Origin of the sequence: Bordetella genomosp. 5, from assembly GCF_002261475.1 — a bacterium.
Taxonomy (GTDB): domain Bacteria; phylum Pseudomonadota; class Gammaproteobacteria; order Burkholderiales; family Burkholderiaceae_B; genus Bordetella.
In genome coordinates, this window is sequence record NZ_NEVN01000013.1 from 73,066 (window position 1) to 92,907 (window position 19,842).

General features: G+C 66.8%; 16 protein-coding genes. 13 read left to right on the forward strand and 3 right to left on the reverse strand.

Annotation, left to right across the window (positions count from 1 at the left end; genetic code table 11):
• The first annotated feature begins 58 nt into the window (after positions 1 to 58).
• Positions 59 to 1,048: a tripartite tricarboxylate transporter substrate binding protein gene (locus CEK29_RS21280; protein WP_094859274.1), complete on the forward strand. Its 990-nt coding sequence runs from the start codon at positions 59 to 61 to the stop codon at positions 1,046 to 1,048.
• Positions 1,049 to 1,110: 62 nt separating this feature from the next.
• Here the strand turns inward: CEK29_RS21280 and CEK29_RS21285 are convergent, their stop codons facing one another.
• Positions 1,111 to 2,298, reverse strand: a complete 1,188-nt coding sequence (locus CEK29_RS21285) for an NnrS family protein (RefSeq protein ID WP_094859459.1) — start codon at positions 2,296 to 2,298, stop codon at positions 1,111 to 1,113.
• A 234-nt stretch (positions 2,299 to 2,532) separates the two neighbouring features.
• Between CEK29_RS21285 and CEK29_RS21290 the strand changes: the two genes are divergently transcribed.
• From CEK29_RS21290 to CEK29_RS21345, 12 genes are all read left to right on the forward strand, one after another.
• Entirely contained in the window at positions 2,533 to 3,903 is a 1,371-nt protein-coding gene (locus CEK29_RS21290; protein WP_094859275.1) for a NarK family nitrate/nitrite MFS transporter, read from the forward strand.
• 77 nt (positions 3,904 to 3,980) lie between these two features.
• Entirely contained in the window at positions 3,981 to 7,721 is a 3,741-nt protein-coding gene (locus tag CEK29_RS21295) for a nitrate reductase subunit alpha (RefSeq protein WP_094859276.1), read from the forward strand.
• Positions 7,718 to 9,280 (forward strand): nitrate reductase subunit beta, encoded by a 1,563-nt coding sequence (gene narH, locus CEK29_RS21300; protein ID WP_094859277.1) that lies wholly within the window; start codon positions 7,718 to 7,720, stop codon positions 9,278 to 9,280. Before CEK29_RS21295 ends, narH begins: the two co-directional genes overlap by 4 nt.
• Before the next feature lie 15 nt (positions 9,281 to 9,295).
• Positions 9,296 to 9,946, forward strand: a complete 651-nt coding sequence (gene narJ / locus CEK29_RS21305) for a nitrate reductase molybdenum cofactor assembly chaperone (protein WP_094804526.1) — start codon at positions 9,296 to 9,298, stop codon at positions 9,944 to 9,946.
• A 16-nt stretch (positions 9,947 to 9,962) separates the two neighbouring features.
• Entirely contained in the window at positions 9,963 to 10,646 is a 684-nt protein-coding gene (gene narI / locus CEK29_RS21310; RefSeq protein WP_094804528.1) for a respiratory nitrate reductase subunit gamma, read from the forward strand.
• A 73-nt stretch (positions 10,647 to 10,719) separates the two neighbouring features.
• Complete coding sequence (gene mobB / locus CEK29_RS21315; protein WP_094804530.1) at positions 10,720 to 11,268, forward strand: molybdopterin-guanine dinucleotide biosynthesis protein B; 549 nt, start codon at positions 10,720 to 10,722, stop codon at positions 11,266 to 11,268.
• Between the two features lie 42 nt (positions 11,269 to 11,310).
• Positions 11,311 to 13,245, forward strand: a complete 1,935-nt coding sequence (locus CEK29_RS21320) for a type IV pili methyl-accepting chemotaxis transducer N-terminal domain-containing protein (RefSeq protein ID WP_094859278.1) — start codon at positions 11,311 to 11,313, stop codon at positions 13,243 to 13,245.
• A gap of 8 nt (positions 13,246 to 13,253) precedes the next feature.
• Positions 13,254 to 13,934, forward strand: coding sequence for a response regulator (locus CEK29_RS21325; RefSeq protein WP_094804534.1), 681 nt, complete (start codon positions 13,254 to 13,256; stop codon positions 13,932 to 13,934).
• Positions 13,935 to 14,118: 184 nt separating this feature from the next.
• Positions 14,119 to 16,110: a ribonucleoside triphosphate reductase gene (locus tag CEK29_RS21330; RefSeq protein ID WP_094859279.1), complete on the forward strand. Its 1,992-nt coding sequence runs from the start codon at positions 14,119 to 14,121 to the stop codon at positions 16,108 to 16,110.
• A 53-nt stretch (positions 16,111 to 16,163) separates the two neighbouring features.
• Positions 16,164 to 16,349, forward strand: a complete 186-nt coding sequence (gene nrdD / locus CEK29_RS21335) for an anaerobic ribonucleoside-triphosphate reductase (protein WP_094804538.1) — start codon at positions 16,164 to 16,166, stop codon at positions 16,347 to 16,349.
• Entirely contained in the window at positions 16,315 to 17,010 is a 696-nt protein-coding gene (locus tag CEK29_RS21340; RefSeq protein ID WP_094859280.1) for an anaerobic ribonucleoside-triphosphate reductase activating protein, read from the forward strand. Before nrdD ends, CEK29_RS21340 begins: the two co-directional genes overlap by 35 nt.
• Positions 17,011 to 17,086: 76 nt before the next feature.
• Positions 17,087 to 18,238, forward strand: coding sequence for an NAD(P)H-dependent flavin oxidoreductase (locus tag CEK29_RS21345; RefSeq protein ID WP_094859281.1), 1,152 nt, complete (start codon positions 17,087 to 17,089; stop codon positions 18,236 to 18,238).
• Positions 18,239 to 18,280: 42 nt separating this feature from the next.
• On the opposite strand, the gene CEK29_RS21350 is transcribed toward CEK29_RS21345, so the two are convergent.
• Together CEK29_RS21350 and CEK29_RS21355 are read right to left on the reverse strand one after the other, a co-directional pair.
• Positions 18,281 to 18,790: a GAF domain-containing protein gene (locus tag CEK29_RS21350; RefSeq protein WP_094804544.1), complete on the reverse strand. Its 510-nt coding sequence runs from the start codon at positions 18,788 to 18,790 to the stop codon at positions 18,281 to 18,283.
• Complete coding sequence (locus CEK29_RS21355) at positions 18,787 to 19,758, reverse strand: Bug family tripartite tricarboxylate transporter substrate binding protein (protein ID WP_094859282.1); 972 nt, start codon at positions 19,756 to 19,758, stop codon at positions 18,787 to 18,789. Before CEK29_RS21355 ends, CEK29_RS21350 begins: the two co-directional genes overlap by 4 nt.
• Between the last annotated feature and the right edge of the window lie 84 nt (positions 19,759 to 19,842).

Sequence of the window (19,842 nt, forward strand, 5' to 3'; positions counted from 1 at the left end):
GCAACCGCCACGCCACGCCCGGAAAGATACAAAAACACAACGATCAGGAGATTCCACCATGGCCATCACCTTTACCCGACGGCAGTGCCTCGCCGCACTGCTCGCCAGCACCGCCGGCGCCATCGCCTTCACCGGCACGGCCGCCGCGCAAACCAACTTCCCCGAGAAGCCTGTCACGCTGATCGTGCCCTTCCCGGCCGGCGGCTCCACCGACCGCCACTTGCGCATCGTGGCGCAGGAAGCCGGCAAGGTCCTGGGCCAGCCCGTCGTGGTCGAGAACCGCCCCGGTGCGGGCGGCACGCTCGGCACGGCCACGATGGCCATGACCGCCAAGCCCGACGGCTACACGATCGCGCTCTACACACTCGGCATGCTGCGCATGCCGTATATGCAGAAGACGAGCTGGCATCCCATCAACGACTTCACGTTCATCACCGGCCTCTCGGGCTACACCTTCGGCTTCACGGTGCGCTCCGACTCGCCGTACAAGACGTTCAACGAGTACATCGAAGCGGCCCGCAAGGCGCCGGGCAAGATCGACTATGGCTCGACCGGCGTGGGCTCGTCGCCGCACCTGCTCATCGAAGAGCTTGCCATCAACGCCGACGTGAAGCTCAACCACGTGCCGTTCAAGGGCAATGCCGACATGCAGCAGGCGCTGCTCGGCGGCCACGTGATGGCGCAGAGCGACGCCACCGGCTGGGACACGTTCGTGGACTCCGGCAAGATGCGGTTGCTCGTGACCTTCGGGGAAAAGCGCACCACCCGCTGGCCCGATGTGCCCACCGCTCAGGAGCTGGGCTACAAGGTCGTGTCGGTCTCGCCCTACGGCCTGGCCGGCCCCAAGGGCATGGACCCGAAGGTCGTCGCCAAGCTGCATGATGCGTTCAAGAAAGCGCTCTACAGCAAGCCCAGCATGGACGTGATGCAACAGCTCAACCAGCAGCCGGCGTATCGCAACAGCGCCGACTACAAGGCCTGGGCCGAATCCACATTCGCCAAGGAAAAGACGCTCATCGAGCACCTAGGGTTGATGGCGAAGCAGTAAGGGCTATCTGGCCGCCGGGCATTGCGAGATGCCCGGCCCGCCGGCGGGCTGTCCTGCGCGATTCAAGCTCTGGGCCGGATCATCCACGGCGTGAAGCGCCACAGATACAGGCCGAGCGCCAGCACCCACGCCGTTGCCGACGCGTGCAGCAGCGGTACGGCGGGCGCCTGCGGCCACAGCGCCGCCAGCCGCAGCAGCGCCGCCATCAGCATCAAGACGTAGCTCACGACCATGCTCTTGTCGGTGCGCAAAGGCCGGCCCAGGTGACCCAGCGCGGTGCGCGTCACCATGCCGATGATGAGCACCGAGAAGCCGGCCACGCCGATGGTGTGCACATGCCACGCGCCCCACGCCACAGCGCCCGCCAGATGGGCCGCGCCCACCAGCAGGCCCACGCCCAGCCCGAGATAGCCGGCATACAGAATCCACAGCAGCGGCACACGCCGCACCGCCCACGGCTTCCATGCCACCCACTGCACGATCGCGATCGCGCCACTCGCCGCCAGGGCCAGCGCGGCCAGGGTGTTCATGCCCGCCAGCAACATCGCGATCGCGATCACCCCCGCCGCGATCTGCAGATGACCACTGCGCGTGTGGGGCGGGATCGTGAGGCCCGCCACCGCGCGGCCCGCGAAGAACGGAATGATGCGCCGCGCGATGAGCAGCGTGAGGACCGCCATGCTCAGCAGCCCGGCATTGAGCCCCCGCATGAGACCGGGGTAGTCGCCACGCACCACGCCTAGCGCGTACATCAGATGCGTGAGCGCGAGCGCCAGCAGCATCAAGGGCACGCCGTAGTTGCGCTTGTTGCGCGAGCGCCAGACCGAACGGCCCAACGCGGCGGCGGCCCACAGGAAGAACGCCAGATCGGCGGCGGTCGCCACCCAGAAGGCGGGCCGGCCCGGCGCCAGATACCCCACGCGCGCCACCAGCCACAGTGCGCACAACGCGGCGAGCGCATTGCCGCGCAACGGGTTGTGGCCGGTCCAGTTGCCGCCCGCCGTCAGCAGGAAGCCCACGGCGATCGTACCGACAAAGGCCCACAGCATTTCGTGGCCATGCCAGAAGACCCCGCCCAGATCGCCGCGCAGCAGTCCGGGCGCATGAATCCAGAGCAACACCGACACCAGGGCCCACGCGCAGCCCAGCAGGTATAGCGGCCGAAAACCCATTTCGGTAAAAGCGCGCCAGCTCGGCTTGGACGGCGCGCCGGGCGGGGTCGCTTCACGTATCGGAAGAAGAACTTGCATGCGCTTCACCGCGTTGCGGCGCCTGAGCTGAAGGGGGAAGGAATGAATATTCATTCTAAGTACATGTTCCTCGGCCCATCGACAGACCGGCCGGAAGCTTGATCTTGCGCAAACCCGCCGCAAAGAAGCCGGTGACTAGTCACTTCAGCCGATGGGATTTGCCCTGGCAGCGGATGGCCCGACAGGCGCGCGATCCCTAGTCTGGCGACAAGATCCTTCCCTCTACGGAACATCATGTCGACTCAAGTGCTACATCACTGGGAACCCGAAAACCCAGGCTTCTGGAAGCAGACCGGCGCGCGCGTGGCCAACCGCAACCTGTGGATTTCGATCCCCGCGCTGGTGCTCGCATTCAGCATCTGGATGCTGTGGAGCGTGGTCGTGGTCAACCTCGACCGCGCCGGGTTCCGGCTGTCGGAGAACCAGATGTTCTGGCTCACCGCCGTGCCCGCGCTCTCGGGCGCCACGCTGCGGATTTTCTACTCGTTCCTGGTCCCGATCTTCGGCGGCCGCAAGTGGACGGCACTCTCCACCGCGTCGCTGCTGATTCCCGCGCTGGGCATGGGCTTCGCGCTGCGTGACCCGACCACCTCGTTTCCCACGCTGCTCATCCTGGCGCTGCTGTGCGGCCTGGGCGGCGCCAACTTCAGCTCCAGCATGGCCAACATCAGCTTCTTCTTCCCGAAGTCGCGCAAGGGCCTGGCCACGGGACTGAACGCCGGCATCGGCAATCTCGGCGTGTCCCTGGTGCAGTTCGTGGTGCCGGTCGTGATCACCTTCAGCCTGATGGGCTCGGGCTCGCCGCAGGTCACCGCCGACGCGCAACCGCTCTGGCTGCAGAACGCCGGCTTCATCTGGGTGTTCCCGATCGTGGCCACGTCGCTGGCCGCGTGGTTCGGCATGAACGACATCGCCAGCGCGCGCGCCTCGTTCGCCGATCAGGCCGTGATCTTTCGCCGCAAGCACAACTGGCTGGTGTGCTGGCTGTATGTCGGCGCCTTCGGCTCCTTCATCGGCTTCTCGGCGGGCTTCGCGCTGCTCACCAAGGGCCTCTTTCCGCAGGTCGACCCGATGACCTATGCGTTTCTCGGTCCGCTGGTCGGCTCGCTGACACGCACGCTCGGTGGCTGGGTGGCCGACAAGGTGGGCGGCGCGCGCGTCACGCTCGCCACCTTCGCGGCGATGATCGTCACGGTGGGCGTGTTGCTGCAGTTCATTCCCAACGGCCCCGCCGACGACACCTTTGCCGGCTTTCTCGCCAGCTTCGTGGTGCTGTTCGCGCTCAGCGGCCTGGGCTGCGGCTCGATCTTCCGCATGATTCCGGTGATCTTCCAGACCGAGCGCGCGCAGGCCGCCGCCGGCAAGGGCCCGGAGGCCGAAAAGCGCGCCGCCGCCGAAGCCGCCACCGAATCGGCCGCGGTGCTTGGCTTCGCCGGTGCGATCGGTGCCTACGGCGGCTTCTTCATCCCGCGCAGCTTCGGCACCTCGCTGGAGCTCACCGGCAGCGTGCACGCCGCCCTGTATTGCTTCATCGGCTTTTACGTGAGCTGCCTGCTGGTCACCTGGTGGAACTACGCGCGCCGCCGCGCGGCCATGCCCTGCTGAGGCCGAGCCATGAGCCACTCCGCCCACCCCACGAATCGCAGTACGCGCCGCAGTGCCGGCGCCTTTGGAGATGCACGATGAGTCACTTCCTCGACCGTCTTAAGTTTTTGTCCAAGACCCAGTCCACGTTCTCCGAAGGCCATGGCGCCACGGTGGCGGAAGATCGCCGCTGGGAGAACGCCTATCGCGCCCGCTGGCAGCACGACAAGATCGTCCGCTCCACGCACGGCGTGAACTGCACGGGCTCGTGTTCCTGGAAGGTCTACGTAAAGAACGGCCTGATCACCTGGGAAACGCAGCAGACGGATTACCCCCGCACCCGTCCGGATCTGCCCAACCACGAGCCGCGCGGCTGCCCGCGCGGGGCCTCGTACAGCTGGTACGTCTATTCCGCCCAGCGCGTGAAGTATCCGATGATCCGCGGCCGCCTCATGGAGATGTGGCGCGAGGCACGCAAGACCCGCGACCCCATCGACGCCTGGGAATGGATCAGCCAGGATCCCGAACGGGCGCGTCGCTACAAGTCGGTGCGCGGGTTGGGCGGCTTCGTGCGCGCCGACTGGGACACCGCCAGCGAGATCATCGCCGCGGCCAACGCCTACACCATCAAGAAGTTCGGCCCCGACCGCCTGATCGGCTTCTCGCCGATCCCGGCCATGTCCATGGTGAGCTACGCCGCCGGCGCCCGCTACCTGAGCTTGTTGGGCGGTACCTGTCTGAGCTTCTACGACTGGTACTGCGACCTGCCGCCCGCCAGCCCGCAGATCTGGGGCGAACAGACCGACGTGCCGGAATCGGCCGACTGGTACAACTCGACCTACCTGATGGTGTGGGGCTCGAACGTGCCGCAGACGCGCACGCCCGACGCGCACTTCTACACCGAGGTTCGCTACAAGGGCACCAAGACCGTGGCCGTCTCGAGCGACTTCGGCGAGATGGTGAAGTTCGGCGACATCTGGCTGGCACCGCGCCAGGGCACGGACGCCGCGATGGCGATGGCCATGGGCCACGTGATCCTGAAGGAATTCCACCTCGAAAAGCCTTCGCCCTACTTCCGCGATTACGTGCGGCGCTACACCGACATGCCGATGCTGGTGCTGCTGCGTCATGACGGCGAACGCTACCTGCCCGATCACTTCCTGCGCGCCTCGCAACTCGACGACACGCTCGGCGGGCAGAACAACCCCGACTGGAAAACCCTCGTGTTCGACGCCACCACCGGCACGCTGGCCGCGCCCAATGGCAGCATCGGTTTTCGCTGGGGCGAAGCGGGCGCGGACGACGGCGCCCGCGTGGGCCGCTGGAACCTCGAATCGCGCGACGGCGGCAGCGGCCGCGAGATCGAACCCGAGCTGAGCCTGCTCGAACAGGCCGACGAAGTCGTGGGCGTGGGCTTCCCCTACTTCGGCGCGGAGCACGACGAGATGCTGGTCCGCAACGTGCCGGTGCGTCATCTGCGCCTGGCCGACGGCAGCCTCGCCCGCGTCGCCACCGTGCACGATCTGCAGATGGCCAACTACGGTGTCGATCGCGGCCTGGGCGGCGGCAATGTCGCCACCAGCTACGACGACGACGTGCCCTACACGCCCGCCTGGCAGGAAAAGCACACCTCGGTGCCCCGTGCGCAGGTGATCCAGGTGGCGCGCGAGTTTGCCCAGAACGCCCACGATACCGAAGGCAAGTCGATGGTCATCATCGGCGCCGGCCTGAATCACTGGTATCACATGGACATGACCTATCGCGGCATCATCAACATGCTGATGATGTGCGGCTGCATCGGCAAGAGCGGCGGCGGCTGGGCGCACTATGTGGGCCAGGAGAAGCTGCGCCCGCAATTCGGCTGGGCGCCGCTCGCCTTCGGCGCCGACTGGTCGCGGCCGCCGCGGCAGATGAACGGCACCTCGTTCTTCTACGCGCACACGAGCCAGTGGCGCCACGAGAAGGTCAGTGTCGGTGAGGTGCTCGGCCCCACGGCGCAGCGCGAGCGCTACGACGGCCTCAGCATGATCGACCTGAACGCCCGTGCCGAACGCATGGGCTGGCTGCCCTCGGCACCGCAACTGCGCACCAATCCGCTGGATGTGGTGGCGCAGGCCGAGGCCGAAGGCCGCGACCCCATCGCACACGCCGTCGAACAGCTCAAATCGGGCGCGCTGCGCATGTCGTGCGAAGACCCCGACGATCCGGCCAACTTCCCGCGCAACATGTTCGTGTGGCGCTCCAACATTCTCGGTTCCAGCGGCAAAGGCCACGAGTACTTCCTCAAGTATCTGCTGGGCACGCAAAGCGCGGTGCTGGGCGACGAGACCGACGCCATCCGCCCGGCCGAGGTCAACTATCGCGAAGACGCGGCCGAAGGCAAGCTCGACCTGCTGACCGTGCTCGACTTCCGCATGAGCACCACCTGCCTTTACGGCGATATCGTGTTGCCCACCGCGACCTGGTACGAGAAGGACGACCTCAACACCTCCGACATGCATCCGTTCATTCATCCCTTGAGCGAAGCGGTACAGCCGCTGTGGGAGAGCAAGACGGATTGGGAGATCTACAAGCTGCTGGCCAAACGCTTCAGCGACATCGGCGGCCCCTATCTCGGCACCCGCCGCGACCTGGTGCTGACCCCGCTGATGCACGACACCCCGGGTGAACTGGGCCAGGCCTTCGAGCCGCGCGACTGGAAACAGGGCGAGTGCGATCTGCTGCCCGGCAAGACCGCGCCGTCCATGACCATCGTCGAACGCGACTACCGCGACATCTACCGCAAGTTCACGTCAGTGGGGCCGCTGCTCGACAAGCTCGGCAATGGCGGCAAGGGCATCAACTGGAACACCGAACACGAGGTGCACGAGCTCGGCGGCATCAACGGCAACGTCGCCGAAGCCGGCGTGAGCCAGGGCCGGCCGCGGCTGAACACCGCGATCGACTGCGCCGAGATGATTCTCACCTTCGCACCCGAGACCAATGGCCATGTGTCGGTCAAGGCCTGGGACGCGCTGGGCAAGATCACCGGGCGCGACCACACGCATCTGGCCGTGGGCCGCGAGCACGACAAGATCCGCTTCCGCGATGTGCAGGCGCAGCCGCGCAAGATCATCTCCGCGCCCACCTGGTCGGGGCTGGAGAGCGAAGAGGTCAGCTACAACGCCGGCTATACCAACGTGCACGAGCTCATCCCGTGGCGCACGCTGACCGGCCGCCAGCAGTTCTATCAAGACCATCGCTGGATGCTGGATTTCGGGGAAGGCTTCTGCGTCTACAAGCCCGCGATCGACACCAAGTCGGTGGCGCCGATGCTCGGCCGCCATCCGAATGGGCAGAAAGAGCTGGTGCTGAACTGGATCACGCCGCACCAGAAATGGGGCATCCACAGCACCTACTCCGACAACCTGCGCATGCTCACGCTGAGCCGCGGCGGCCCCCACGTGTGGGTGTCCGAGGCCGAAGCCCGCGAAGCCGGCCTGGTCGACAACGATTGGGTCGAAGTCTTCAACGTCAACGGCACCCTGACCGCGCGCGTCGTCGTCAGCCAGCGCGTGCCGGTGGGCATGTGCCTGATGTACCACGCCCAGGAAAAGATCGTGAACGTGCCGGGCGCGGAAGTTAGCGGCAAGCGCGGCGGCATTCACAACTCCGTCACGCGCACGGTGCTCAAGCCCACGCACATGATCGGCGGCTATGCCCAGCTCGCTTACGGCTTCAACTACTACGGCACCGTGGGCAGCAACCGCGACGAGTTCGTGGTCCTGCGCAAGATGAACAAGGTCGACTGGCTCGAAGGCCCGCTGCCCACCGAATCCCTGGAAGAGAAGCAATCATGAAAGTACGCGCACAAATCGGCATGGTGCTGAATCTCGACAAATGCATCGGTTGCCACACCTGCTCGGTCACCTGCAAGAACGTCTGGACCAGCCGCGACGGCGTCGAGTACGCCTGGTTCAACAACGTCGAGACCAAGCCCGGCGTGGGCTACCCGCGCGAATGGGAAAACCAGGAGAAGTGGCAGGGCGGCTGGAAGCGCACCAAGGCCGGCAAGCTCGAACCGCGTCAGGGTGGCAAGCTGCGCATCCTGGCCAACATTTTCGCCAACCCCAACCTGCCGCAGATCGACGACTACTACGAGCCGTTCACCTACGACTACGAGCACCTGAAAAACGCGCCGCTGTCGCAGACGCCGCCCACCGCGCGCCCCGTCTCCGTCCTGACCGGCAAGAAGATGGACAAGATCGAGTGGGGTCCCAACTGGGAAGACGACCTCGGCGGCGAGTTCAGCGCGCGCAGCCGCGACCAGCTCTTCGAGGGCGTGCAGAAGGAGATGTACTCGACCTTCGAGAACACCTTCATGATGTACCTGCCTCGTCTGTGCGAGCACTGTCTCAACCCCGCCTGTGTGGCCAGTTGCCCATCGGGCTCGGTCTACAAGCGCGAGGAAGACGGGATCGTGCTCGTGGATCAGGACAAGTGCCGGGGCTGGCGCATGTGCGTCTCGGGCTGCCCCTACAAGAAGATCTATTACAACTGGCAGACCGGCAAGGCCGAGAAATGCACGTTCTGCTATCCGCGCATCGAGGCGGGCCAACCCACCGTGTGCTCGGAGACCTGCGTGGGCCGCATCCGTTATCTGGGCGTGATGCTGTACGACGCCGACCGCATCGAACAGGCCGCGGCCGTCGAGGATGTACAGGATCTCTACCAGTCGCAGCTCGACATTTTTCTCGACCCGAGCTCGCCCGACGTGATCGCCGCCGCGCGTGAGCAGGGCATCCCCGAGTCGTGGCTGGAGGCCGCGCGCAACTCGCCGGTCTACAAGATGGCGATGGAATGGCGCGTCGCGTTCCCGCTGCACCCCGAGTACCGCACCCTGCCGATGGTCTGGTACATCCCGCCGCTGTCGCCGATCCAGACCGCGGCCGAATCGGGCCAGATGCCGGTGCGCACGCTCGGCGAGAGCGCGATGATTCCCGATGTGTCGAGCCTGCGCATTCCGGTTCGCTACCTGGCCAACCTGCTCACCGCAGGCAAGGAAGAGCCCGTCGTCCAGGCGCTCGAACGCATGCTCGCCATGCGTGCCTACAAGCGCTCGGAAACCGTGTTCGGCCGCAAGGACACCGCGCTGCTCGAACAGGTGGGCCTCACCGACGCGCTGGTGCAGGACATGTACCGCATCCTCGCGCTGGCCAATTACGAGGATCGCTTCGTCGTGCCGTCCAGCCACAAGGAACTGGCCGAAGACAGCTTCAACGAAAAGGGCAGCTGCGGCTTCACGTTCGGCAACGGCTGCTCGGGCGGCACCTCCGAGGGCACGCTGTTCGGGCGCAAGCCGCAGGGCAGCGAGATCTTCATCGAGATGCCCAAGTCCCGCAAGAAAGCCACTGCCTGATCCCGGAGCCGCATCATGAGCCTTTATCGCATTCTCTCCGCCCTGCTGTGCTATCCCGAGCAGGACTTGCTGGACGCGCTGCCCGAGTTTCCCGCCGCGCTCGCCGGTGAGCCGCTGGCCGCCGACATGCTGACACCGCTGACCGACTACCTGGCCAGCGCCAGCCTGATCGAGCTGCAGGAAAACTACGTCGCCACGTTCGACCGCAATCGCTCGCATTCGCTGCACCTGTTCGAGCATGTGCACGGCGAAAGCCGCGACCGTGGCCAGGCCATGGTCGACCTGCTGCAAACCTACCAGCAGCACGGCTATGAGCCGGCCGCGGCCGAGCTGCCCGACCACGTGCCGCTGTTTCTCGAGTTTCTCGGCGTGATCGAGCCCGCGCTCGCGCAGTCGCTGCTCGACGATGCCATCCATGTGCTCGCCGCGATCGGCGCGCGGCTGGCGCGCGACGGCAGCGCCTACGCCGTCGTGTTCGGGGTGCTGCGCGAGCGCGCCACCGTCACGCCGCGCGAGCAGACCGAACCGCCCGTGCGCGACATGGACGAGGCCATGGAAACCTTCGGCGCCGGTCCCGACGGCATCGAGCCGCTGCTGCGCCAGCACGCCATGGGCGGCGGCGTCCACCCAATCCAGTTCCATCCGCGCGGCGCGGCGCGCCGCTGACGCACGGGAGCACGCAATGAGCAACCTGAACCAATTCCTTTTCGGCATCTACCCCTACATCGCCCTCACCGTGTTTCTGCTGGGCAGCCTGGTGCGCTTCGAGCGCGAGCAGTACACCTGGAAGAGCGACAGCTCGCAGATGCTGCAGCGCGGCCAGCTGCGGCTCGGCAGCATCCTGTTCCACGTCGGCATCCTCGGGCTCTTCTTCGGTCACCTCGTGGGCCTGTTGACGCCGGTGGCCGTATGGGACTTTCTGGGCGTGAGCCACAGCTTCAAGCAGGGCGTGGCCATGGTGGCCGGCGGCATCATGGGCGTCCTGTGTCTGGCGGGCCTGCTGATCCTCATTCATCGTCGCCTGACGCACCCTCGCATTGCACGCACCACGCGCTTCGGCGACAAGCTGCTGCTGGCCTGGCTGCTCGTCACGCTGCTCCTGGGTCTGTCGACCATCGTGGTGTCGGCGGGCCACATGGACGGCGAAATGATGGTGAGCCTGATGACCTGGGCCCAGCACATCGTCACGTTCCGCGGCGACGCCGCCAGCCACGTGGCCGAGGCGCCCTTCCTGTTCAAGGCGCACCTCTTCATGGGCCTGTCGCTGTTCGTGATCTTTCCGTTCACCCGCCTGGTGCATGTCTGGAGCGGCTTCGCTTCCGTGACTTACCTGGGCCGCGCGTGGCAGCTGGTGCGGCCGCGCTGATGGCCTGGCGCAGGCGCGGCCAGCGCGCCGCGACCTGCGCACGGCTTCCTTCATCCGAATTTCGGAGTCATCCATGCAACACGTACTGGGCATTGCCGGCCGCTCCGGCAGCGGCAAGACCACCTTGATCGAGGCCATGCTGCCGCTTCTGCAGGGCTGGGGTATACGCACCAGTGTGATCAAGCACAGCCACCACGACTTCCCCATCGAGCCCGCCGGCAAGGACAGCGCACGCTTTCGCGCGGCGGGGGCCGAGGAGGTGATGGTCGCCTCGCCCTATCGCATCGCGCTGGTGCATGAACTGCGCGGCCAGGGCGAGCCCGCCCTGGAAGACCAGCTGGCGCGGCTGGCGCCGGTCGATCTGGTGCTGGTCGAGGGCTTCAAGAACGCCGACATTCCGCGCATCGAGGTGCATCGGCCGGCGCTGGGCCTGCCGCCGCTGTACCCGCACGACGCCGGCTTCATCGCCGTGGCGAGCGACACCATGCTGCCCACCACCCTGCCGGTGCTGCCGTTGAGCGATCCGGCGCGCATCGCGCTCTTCGTCTGCGCCTCGCTGGGTCTGTTGCGTCACGATCGCAGCGCCGCAGCGACTACACTGGAAAGCCTGAGCCCTGCCTGAGTCCCGTGCGCTCCGCATCCCGCGGGGCGGGACGGCATATTCATGAATCCGCTTTCCAAGTCCGAACCGCGCGCCCTGCCCTTGCCGCGTCATCGCCTGTCCACGCGCATCGTGGCCAGCTCGATCATCGCGCTCGTGGTCGTGCTGGCGATGGTGGGATGGACGCTGTGGCTGTCGTGGCAGCTCGAAGGCGCGGGGGCCGCAATCAACGACACCGGCAGCCTGCGCATGCACGCCAACCGCGTGGGCCTAGAGCTGGTGCACACGCAGGACGGCCGGCCCGCCGACCCGGCGGCCCGGGTCGAGCTGATGGACCAGACCATTGCGCTGCTGGCCCGGGGCAACCCGGCGCGGCCCATCTTCATCCCCAACGATCCGGACATCCGCCGCCATTGGGCCGACGTGGAGCACTATTGGCACGACGTCATGCGGCCGGCCGCGTTCGAGGCGATCCGTGCGCGCGAAGCCGACCCCTATCTCGCCACGCTGCAGGGCTTCGTGAGCAAGGCCGATACGCTCGTGCGCATGATCGAACAGGACAACGCACGCAAGACCACCCTGCTGCGCCTGTCGCAGGGGGTGCTCGCCGCCATCAGCATCGCCGGCACGCTGGCGATGGTCTACTTGCTCTACCTGTGGATCATCTCGCCGCTGCTGCGCCTGCACAGTGGCCTGCGGCGCATGGCGTCGCGCGACTTCAGCGTGCGGCTGCCGATCGAAACCAACGATGAATTCGGCGTCGTGGCGCACGGCTTCAACCGCATGGCGGGCGAGATTCAAGACCTCTACAGCGATCTCGAGAAGCGCGTCGACGAGAAGACGCGCCAACTCGCCGCGCAGCATCGCGACATCAGCACGCTCTACGACGTGGCGGCATTCCTGAACCAGCCCAATGATGTCGAGACCCTGTGCGACGGCTTTCTGCGGCGCGTGATGCAGCAGGTCGGCGCGACCGGCGCCAGCGTGCGCAGCCTGGACCCCGACAATGGTCAGGTCAATCTGATGCACGCCATCGGACTGGGCGCCGACCTCGCCGCGGCAGAACACTGCATGCCCGTGGACGACTGCCACTGCGGCCAGGCCACCCTGATGCCTCAGGCCAGCGTCGTACACGACTTCCGCTACGCGCCGCCCGCCAGCGGCCCCGACTGCCGGCAGGCGGGCTTTGCCAGCGTGGCCGTCTTCCGCATCGAAGCGGGCGCCACCGTGTTCGGCTCTTACTCGCTGCACTTCGACACGCCACGCACGCTGGCCGACTCCGAGCGCCGCTTGCTCGAAACGCTCGGGCAGCATCTCGGCGTCGCACTGGAAAACCGGCGGCTTGGCGCGCAGGCCAGCCAGCTCGCCGTGGTGCAGGAGCGCGGGCTCATGGCGCAGGGCCTGCATGACAGCCTGGCCCAGGGCCTGAACTTCATGAATCTGCAGTTGCAGATGCTCGACGACGCCGTGCGGCGCGGCGACACCGCCGAAGTGGACGAGATCCTGCCACTGCTGCGCACCGGTCTGGACGAAAGCTACAAAGACGTGCGCGAGTTGCTCAGCAACTTTCGCACGCGCCTCACGGGTGGCGACCTGCAGGCGGCGATCAAGGACACCGTGGCGCGCTTTCGCCGCCAGACGGGCATCGAGACGACGCTCGACATCGGCCCGGCACGCAGCGCGCCGCTCTCACCCGATTCGCAGCTGCAGATTCTGTTCATCCTGCAGGAGGCCCTGTCGAACGTGCGCAAACACGCCGAGGCGAGCCGCGTCTCGGTTACCGTGGTGAACGATCGCGACTTCACGCTCGAGATCGCGGACGACGGCATCGGCTTCGACACCGGCGACGTGGCCGGCCGCGGCGACGCGCACATCGGGCTGCACATCATGCATGAGCGCTCGGCGCGCATGAACGCCGTGATAAAACTCGATTCCCGGCCCGGCCAGGGCACCCGTATCACCGTAACGCTGCCCGGCAGCGAGCGCGCTCCTCTCTGATCCCGTTTATGCCGATCCGCATTCTCCTCGTCGACGACCACACCCTGTTCCGCTCCGGCGTGCGCCTGCTGCTGCAGCGCCAGCCCGATTTCGTGGTGGTGGCCGAGGCCGGCGATGGCGTCGAAGGCCTCAAACGCGCCAAGGAGCTGCAGCCCGATGTCATTCTGCTCGATCTGAATCTGCCCGGCCTGTCGGGTCTCGAAACCCTGCAGTTGCTGGCTCAGGATCTTCCCACCTGTGCGGTGATCATTCTCACGGTGTCGGAAGAAGGCGAAGAGCTGGCCCAGGCCTTGCGCGACGGCGCTCGCGGCTTTCTCGTGAAAAACATCGACGCGGAGGCGCTCACCACCGCGATCCGGCGTGCGGCGGCCGGCGAATCGGTCATCGCACCGAGCATGACCGGCAAGCTCGTCGATCAGTTCCGCGTGCAGGCGAGCGCCGCCGGCGCTCATGCACCGGCCGGCACGGCCGCCGCGCCCGTGGGCCGGCATCGCCTCACCGCTCGCGAGATGCAGATCATCCAGTACCTGGCTCGGGGCGACAGCAACAAGACCATCGCTCGCGAACTCGATGTGAGCGAAAGCACCGTCAAGATTCACGTGCAGAACGTGCTCAAGAAGCTCAACCTCACCAGCCGCGTGCAGGTCGCGGTGTATGCCGTGGAGCACGGGCTGAACGGCGAGGGCTGACGCCGCGGCGCACCGGCGGACCGGCGCACCGGCGGACCAGCACACCGGCCTGCCGCGTTCGCGATGACCGTATCGACGCCCTTTGATGCAGGTCAACCTGGCGCGTGCAACGGCGCGTCGGTAGGGGTTTTGATCACCATATGTAGTGATAGAGTTCTTCGAATCAACTACATCTGGTGGCGCAATGAAGATCGAGCATATCCGCAAGCGCGATGGCCGCAATGCCGCGTTCGAACCCGGCAAGATCGCCGCCGCCATTGCCGCCGCCGGCCGCAGCACCGATGAGTTCGATCAGGACACCGCGCAGCGACTGGCCGAGCACGTGGTGGCCCGGCTGGCGGACACGCCGCTGCCCGATGTCGAAACCATCCAGAATCACGTCGAAGAAGCACTCGTGCACGCGGGCCACTGGCGCACGGCGCGCGCCTACATCGTGTATCGCGAGCAACACGCGAGGCTGCGTTCGCTGCGGCACACGCTGGTCGATGTCGAGAGCGCGATGGAGGAATATCTCGATCAGCGCGACTGGCGCGTCAACGCCAATGCCAACCAGGGCTACAGCCTGGGCGGTCTGATCCTCAATGTCGCGGGCAAGGTCACGGCCAACTACTGGCTCTCGAGCGTGTATGCCCCGGAAGCCGGCCAGGCGCATCGCGACGGCGATCTGCACATTCACGACCTCGACATGCTGAGCGGCTATTGCGCCGGCTGGTCGCTGCGTCAGCTGCTGGTCGAGGGCTTCAACGGCATACCGGGCAAGGTCGAGTCACGCCCCGCGCGCCATATGTCGGCCGCGATCGGGCAGATCGTGAATTTCCTGGGCACCCTGCAGAACGAATGGGCCGGCGCGCAGGCGTTCAGCTCCTTCGATACTTACATGGCCCCGTTCGTGCGACGCGATGCGATGAGCTACGAGGCGGTGCGCCAGTGCATGCAGGAGCTCATCTACAACCTCAACGTGCCGAGCCGCTGGGGCACCCAGACGCCCTTCACCAACCTGACCTTCGACTGGACCTGCCCGGCCGACCTGCGCGAGCAGATTCCGTACGTGGGCGGCGAGGAGATGCCGTTCGCCTACGGCGATCTGCAGGCCGAGATGGACATGATCAATCGCGCCTACATCGAGGTCATGATGCAGGGCGACGCCAAGGGCCGCGTGTTCACCTTCCCGATCCCGACCTACAACATCACGCCGGATTTCGACTGGGACCATCCCAACACCACGCTGCTATTCGAAATGACGGCGCGCTACGGTCTGCCGTACTTCCAGAACTTCTTGAACTCGGATCTCGAGCCGCACATGGTGCGCTCGATGTGCTGCCGTCTGCAGCTCGATCTGCGCGAGCTGCTCAAGCGCGGCAACGGCCTGTTCGGCTCGGCCGAGCAGACCGGCTCGGTCGGTGTGGTCACCATCAACTGCGCGCGGCTCGGCTATCTGCATCGTGGCGACGAACCCGGCCTGCTGGCGCGTCTCGACCACCTGATGATGCTGGGCCGCGACGTGCTCGAGACCAAGCGCAAAGTCGTGCAGCGCTACATCGATCAGGGCTTGTATCCCTATACCCGCCGCTATCTCGGCACGCTGCGCAATCACTTCAGCACCCTCGGCGTGAACGGCATCAACGAAATGGTGCGCAACTTCACGAGCGACGCCGACGACCTCACCACGCCCGCGGGTCACGCCCTCGCAGTACGGCTGCTCGACCACGTGCGCCTGCGCATGACCGAGTTCCAGGAAGAGACGGGGCATTTGTACAACCTCGAGGCCACGCCCGCCGAAGGCACGACCTACCGTTTCGCACGCGAAGACCGCAAGCGCTATCCGGCCATCCTGCAGGCCGGCACGCCCGCGCAGCCCTACTACACCAACTCCAGCCAGCTTCCGGTCGGGCATACCGACGATCCGTTCGAAGCGCTGGCGTTGCAGGAAGAGCTGCAAGGCAAGTACACCGGCGGCACGGTGCTGCACCTCTACATGAACGAAGCCGTTTCTTCCGCCGACGCCTGCCGCGAGCTGGTGCGGCGGGCGCTCACCAACTTCCGCCTGCCCTACATCACCGTCACGCCGACCTTCTCGATCTGCCCGGTGCACGGCTATCTGCCGGGCCATCACGAGTTCTGCCCCAAGTGCGACGGCGAACTGCTGGCCCGCCAATCGGCGTGCTGCGCCGCCTGAGCGACACCCCCGCGCGGGCAGGCCGCCCGCCTTCATCCGCAAGGAGTCATGACATGCAGACCCTCACCACCCTCATCCCGGCCGGCACCGGCAATGCGCCCGTGCTCGACGACAGCCAGCGCGTGCGCTGCGAAGTCTGGACCCGCGTCATGGGCTATCACCGCCCCGTCACGTCGTTCAACACCGGCAAGCAAGGCGAGTTCAATGAGCGCCGCTTCTTCACCGAACAGCGCGGCTGATCCGCCCGCCGTGGGCGGGCTCACGCGCTTCTCCACGGTCGACTGGCCCGGCACGCTCGCGGCCGTCGTCTTCATTTCCGGCTGCCCCTGGCGCTGCCACTACTGCCACAACGCCGAGCTGCAACGGCGCGCCGCCCCCTATGCGTGGGACGACGTGAGGGCCTTTCTGGGCACGCGGCGCGGCCTGCTCGACGGGGTGGTGTTCAGCGGCGGCGAGCCGCTCTCCGAGCCCCGCCTGGGCGAGCTGGCGGACGAGACCCGCGCGCTGGGCTTTCGCCTGGGGCTGCACACGGCAGGCATCTACCCGCGCCGTTTCGCCGAACTGCTGCCGCGGCTCGACTGGGTCGGGTTCGACATCAAGGCCGACGACGCCGGATACGACAGCATCACCGGCCGGCGCGGCTCCGCCCGGCCCGCGCGGGACTGCCTGGACCGGCTCCTCGCTTCCGACACGGCATTCGAATGCCGCATCACCTGGCATCCGGACTGGCTGCCCGAAATCCGGCTGCTGGCCCTGGCTGCCTCGCTTTCGCAGCGTGGCGTGCGCCGGTTCGCCGTCCAGAACGCGCGCCGCGATGCCCAGCATCGGCCCGTGTCGCGCCTGAGCAGCGCCACCGAAGCGGCCCTGCATCCATTGTTCGATTCTTTCAGCGTGCGATGACACCGCATCGGCACGCCTCGCTCGTTTCCTTTCCGGACGCCTCGCGTCCGCTACCCCTTTCCAGGGAAGGCACATCATGACTTGGTTGAAACCGCTCGTCCTTGCAGGCCGCGACCTGCTGCCCATCGTCCAGGGAGGCATGGGGGTGGGCATCTCGGCGCATCGCCTCGCCGGCGCCGTGGCCGGCCAGAACGGCGTGGGCACGATCGCCAGCGTCGACCTGCGCCACCATCACCCCGATCTCGTCGAGCGCACCGAACGCAGCCGCGATCGCGAGCTCATCGACGCCGCCAACCGCGAAGCGCTCGACCGTGAGGTGCGCGCCGCGCTCGCGCTCGCGCAAGGCCGTGGACTGATCGCCGTGAACGTCATGAAAGCCGTGCGCGACCATCCCGGCCTGGTGCGCCAGGCCTGCGAAAGCGGCGCCCACGCGATCGTGATGGGCGCGGGCTTGCCGATGGACCTGCCCGAAATGACGGCCGACCACCCCGACGTGGCGCTCGTTCCGATCCTGTCCGAAGCGCGCGGGGTCTCGGCCGTGCTCAAAAAATGGATGAAGAAAGGCCGCATGGCAGCCGCCGTGGTGATCGAACATCCGGGCCACGCCGGCGGCCACCTGGGCGCGGCACGGATCGATGATCTGCATGACGAACGCTTCGATTTCGGCAAGGTGCTCGTCGGCTGCCGGCAGGTGTTCGCCGACCTGCAACTGGGCCGCGACGCGCCCAAGATCATCCTGGCCGGCGGCGTGGGCAGCCATGAGCAGGTGCGCCACTGGCTCGGCGAGGGCGCCGACGGCATTCAGGTCGGCACGGCATTCGCCGTCACCGAAGAGTGCGATGCGCACGAGAATTTCAAGCGCGTGCTGATCGACGCGGAGCCCGAGCAGCTGCTGGAGTTCACCAGCGTGGCCGGCCTGCCCGCGCGCGCCGTCGGCACACCGTGGCTCACCCGCTACCTCAAGCAGGAGGAAACGCTGCAGGCCAACACGCGCAACGATCCGCGCCGCTGCAGCCAGCGCATGGACTGCCTGACGCAATGCGGGCTGCGCGACGGCATCGCGCGCTTCGGCCAGTTCTGCATCGACCTGAAGCTGGCCGCAGCCCTGCGCGGCGAGGTCAGCAAGGGGTTATTTTTCCGCGGCGCCTCGCGCCTGCCGTTCGGTAACGCGGTGCGCTCGGTACGCGAGCTGATGGACTATCTGCTGCACGGCCACGTGCCGGCCTGATCCACGACGACCCCATGTCGTTGCGCACGCAACGACATGGGATCAGCCCTGTGCCGCGAGATAGGCGGGCACGCACATGGCGGCGGCGAGCCGCGCCATGTGTACGTGCGATGCCTGCACGGTCTCGTGCGCCATCAGGAAATTGAGCGTGCCCACGCAGCGCCCGCCCTGGACGACCGGCACATTGATCACCGATTGCAGTCCGAGCCGGGCGATGGCGTCGTGGTCGTCGAAGAAGGCACGGATGGCGTCCACGCCCTCCCCCACGAAGATCTCGTGATCCCGCAGCACGCGCTGCCCCCACGGCGTGCCGGCCTTCTCTTTGCTGCCGCCCGGCGGATACGCCTGCGGGTTGGAGCTGTACAGGCGCACCACCCGCATGGCGTCCACGTCCACGCGGTTCGCCGTGCACAGCCGGTGCGCGAGCACCGTGCCGGCGTAGGCGTCCACGGCGGCGAACACGGCCGCCATGTCGGCCGCCGCGTGGGCCGCGGTGAGGCGGTCCAGCGCGGCGAGCGCCGCCGGCGAGTCGAGCAGCGCGACCTGGCTCATTCCGCGGTGATCCCGAGTTCTTTGATGAGCTTGCCGTACTTGTCGGCATCGGCCGCGAGCAGCTTGCCGAATTGCTCCGGCGTGGTGTCCGTGAGCACGACGCCCATGTCGTTCATCTTCTTGATCACGTCCGGGCGCTTCAGGATGCGGTTGATCTCCTGGTTCAGGCGCTGCGTGAGCTCGGCGGGCATGCCGGCCGGACCGAACGCGCCGTACCAGACCGCGAGCTCGTAACCCGGCAGCGTCTCGGCGACGGTCGGCACCTCGGGCAGCAGCGGCGAGCGCTCGCCTTCGGTCACGGCCAGCAGCCTCAGCTTGCCGCTCTGCACGTGAGGCAGGGTCTGGGTGCCGGCGCTGAAGAGCAGCTGCGTGCGGCCCGCCACGGTATCTAGCACGGCCGGTGCGCCGCCGCGATACGGCACGTGCATCATCTTCACGCCAGCGGCCTTCTCGAACAGCACCGCGCTCAGGTGATTGGTCGAGCCCTGACCCGCGGAGGCGTACGCGATGGCGTCGGGATTGGCCTTGGCGTAGGCCACGAGCTCCTTGACCGTCTTGGCGGGCACGTCGGGGTGCACCACCATCGTGTTGGTCACCAGCGCCAGCTCCGCGATCGGCGTGAAATCCTTCACGCCATCGAACGGCATGTTGTTATAGAGCGCCTGGTTCATGGTGTGGGTGCTCATCGAGCCCACCAGCAGGGTGTAGCCGTCCGGCTTGGCGCGGGCCACATAGGCCGAACCGATATTGCCCGAGGCGCCCGAGCGGTTTTCCACCACCACCGGCTGCCCGAGCGATTGGGTCAGGCCTTCGGACAGCATGCGCGCCAGGATGTCGGTGGACCCGCCCGCGGCCCACGGCACGATGATGGTGATGGGCTTCTCGGGCCAGGCGGCCTGAGCGGCGGGTGCGGCGAGCGCGAAGCCCAGCACGGCTCCGGCGAAAAGTTTCTTGAACGGCAATGGCATGGTGTTTACCCCTTGTGTGTGGACCGGTCGTCGCGCCGGCTGAATTGAAATCGTGAATCGGTGATGCTGAAGACGCGGTGGCGC

Coding starts and splice junctions, on each gene's coding strand:
- CEK29_RS21280 (WP_094859274.1), top strand. CDS start 59: ATGGCCATCACCTTTACCCGACGGCAGTGCCTCGCCGCACTGCTCGCC.
- CEK29_RS21285 (WP_094859459.1), bottom strand. CDS start 2,298: ATGCAAGTTCTTCTTCCGATACGTGAAGCGACCCCGCCCGGCGCGCCG.
- nrdD (WP_094804538.1), top strand. CDS start 16,164: ATGCAGACCCTCACCACCCTCATCCCGGCCGGCACCGGCAATGCGCCC.
- CEK29_RS21325 (WP_094804534.1), top strand. CDS start 13,254: ATGCCGATCCGCATTCTCCTCGTCGACGACCACACCCTGTTCCGCTCC.
- mobB (WP_094804530.1), top strand. CDS start 10,720: ATGCAACACGTACTGGGCATTGCCGGCCGCTCCGGCAGCGGCAAGACC.
- narH (WP_094859277.1), top strand. CDS start 7,718: ATGAAAGTACGCGCACAAATCGGCATGGTGCTGAATCTCGACAAATGC.
- CEK29_RS21295 (WP_094859276.1), top strand. CDS start 3,981: ATGAGTCACTTCCTCGACCGTCTTAAGTTTTTGTCCAAGACCCAGTCC.
- CEK29_RS21355 (WP_094859282.1), bottom strand. CDS start 19,758: ATGCCATTGCCGTTCAAGAAACTTTTCGCCGGAGCCGTGCTGGGCTTC.
- narJ (WP_094804526.1), top strand. CDS start 9,296: ATGAGCCTTTATCGCATTCTCTCCGCCCTGCTGTGCTATCCCGAGCAG.
- CEK29_RS21350 (WP_094804544.1), bottom strand. CDS start 18,790: ATGAGCCAGGTCGCGCTGCTCGACTCGCCGGCGGCGCTCGCCGCGCTG.
- CEK29_RS21340 (WP_094859280.1), top strand. CDS start 16,315: ATGAGCGCCGCTTCTTCACCGAACAGCGCGGCTGATCCGCCCGCCGTG.
- CEK29_RS21320 (WP_094859278.1), top strand. CDS start 11,311: ATGAATCCGCTTTCCAAGTCCGAACCGCGCGCCCTGCCCTTGCCGCGT.
- CEK29_RS21330 (WP_094859279.1), top strand. CDS start 14,119: ATGAAGATCGAGCATATCCGCAAGCGCGATGGCCGCAATGCCGCGTTC.
- CEK29_RS21345 (WP_094859281.1), top strand. CDS start 17,087: ATGACTTGGTTGAAACCGCTCGTCCTTGCAGGCCGCGACCTGCTGCCC.
- narI (WP_094804528.1), top strand. CDS start 9,963: ATGAGCAACCTGAACCAATTCCTTTTCGGCATCTACCCCTACATCGCC.
- CEK29_RS21290 (WP_094859275.1), top strand. CDS start 2,533: ATGTCGACTCAAGTGCTACATCACTGGGAACCCGAAAACCCAGGCTTC.